The following is a 1,401-nucleotide window of genomic DNA, read 5'->3' on the forward strand; positions in this document are numbered from 1 at the left end:
TAGTACTGCAACGGTGCTTGCCGTGACTGATGGCCGGGTCAGGGGCTGTGTCCGCGTCGTTTGTAGTGGCTGGTGCGGGCCTGGTGTTGTCGTCTTCGCCGCCAGGTGGACCAGTGCAGGATGTGCTCGATGGGGGCGGGTTGGCGGTTGGTGAGGCGGGTGATCAACCGTCGTATCTCGGCGAGGCTGAGGTGGATGAGCGGGGAGGATCCGTTTCTGCTTTCCCGGCATCCAGCTCACGGGCTCGCAGGACGGTCAGGCAGGCGTGGGCAGCCATGGCCAGGGTCATGTGTCGGTGCCAGCCGGGGTAGCGGCGGACCTGGTAGTCATCCAGGCCGCATTCCTGTTTCGCGCTTTGGAAGCACTCCTCGATGGCCCACCTGCTGCCCGCGATGCGGATCAGGTCGTCAAGCGTTGTCTCGGCCGGGCAGTAGGCGATGTAGTAAGAGATCTCCCCGGGCCGGCTCACGCTGCGTCGGGCGATGACCCAGTGGCGGCGGTCGGGCCGGTGCCAGGGCCGGACCTCGACGCGTGCCCAGTCGTAGATCCGCAGGCCGTGAGCCCCGCTGCCGCAGGAACGGCGTTTCCATTTCTGTCGGGCAAGACCGTTGAACAGGTCGTGGACGGGATGGTCGATCGCCCAGCGGGTGACCACGGTGTCGTGGCGGGTGGTGGCCATGACGTGGAAGACGTCCGCCCGCTCCAGCTCCGACCGCCAGCCTTTGCTGAACCCGTACGCGGCATCTGCGGTCACCCACCGAAACGGGATCTTGTCCGCAATGGCGCGGCGGACCATCACCTTGGCCATGGCCACCTTGGTCTCAAAAGCGACCTGATCGTCGATGCCGGCCCGGCGGCACCGTTCGCGGTCATCGGTCCAGGAGGTGGGCAGATACAGCCGCCGGTCGATCAGTGTCCGCCCGCGGTGGGTTGCATACGCGAGGAAGACGCCGACCTGGCAGTTCTCCGTCCGCCCGGCGGTCCCGGAGTATTGCCGCTGCACCCCGGCCGACCGCGTCCCCTTCTTCAAAAAGCCCGTGTCGTCCACGACCAGGACGGCGTCCCGGTCGCCGAGGTTGTCGACCACGTACTGACGCACGTCCTCGAGTACCTCATCCGCGTTCCACTCGATCCGGTTCAGCATCCGGTGGATACGATCTGGACCTTCGTGGCCGGCTTCCTCTGCCAACGTCCAGCCGTTCTTCCGCTGCAGCGCAGCGATCAGGCCCCGCATATAGGCCAGTGCCGACTCTCGCGGTTCCGACCTGCTGAAACGGTGCAGGAACCGCTCATGCACAGCGTCCAGTTCGCCCGCCCACAACCTGACATCAGCAAGGTCCCCACCCATGAACACGCCAACGACCAACCCGGCCATCAGTCACGGCAAGCACCGTTGCAGTA

At 65.9% G+C, this 1,401-nt stretch carries 2 protein-coding genes; both read right to left on the reverse strand.

All coding sequences use genetic code 11. The annotated features are described in order from the left end of the window. Positions 1-38: 38 nt before the first annotated feature. Positions 39-167, reverse strand: a complete 129-nt coding sequence (locus ACFVFR_RS31835) for a hypothetical protein (RefSeq protein WP_383708102.1) — start codon at positions 165-167, stop codon at positions 39-41. Continuing rightward, complete coding sequence (locus tag ACFVFR_RS31840) at positions 164-1,348, reverse strand: IS701 family transposase (RefSeq protein WP_383708104.1); 1,185 nt, start codon at positions 1,346-1,348, stop codon at positions 164-166. Before ACFVFR_RS31840 ends, ACFVFR_RS31835 begins: the two co-directional genes overlap by 4 nt. Between the last annotated feature and the right edge of the window lie 53 nt (positions 1,349-1,401).

The organism is Streptomyces sp. NPDC057702 (assembly GCF_042799315.1).
Classification (GTDB): domain Bacteria; phylum Actinomycetota; class Actinomycetes; order Streptomycetales; family Streptomycetaceae; genus Streptomyces.

What these genes read in the sequence shown, in the direction of transcription:
- ACFVFR_RS31840 (WP_383708104.1), bottom strand. Translation starts at nt 1,348, where the DNA reads ATGGGTGGGGACCTTGCTGATGTCAGGTTGTGGGCGGGCGAACTGGAC.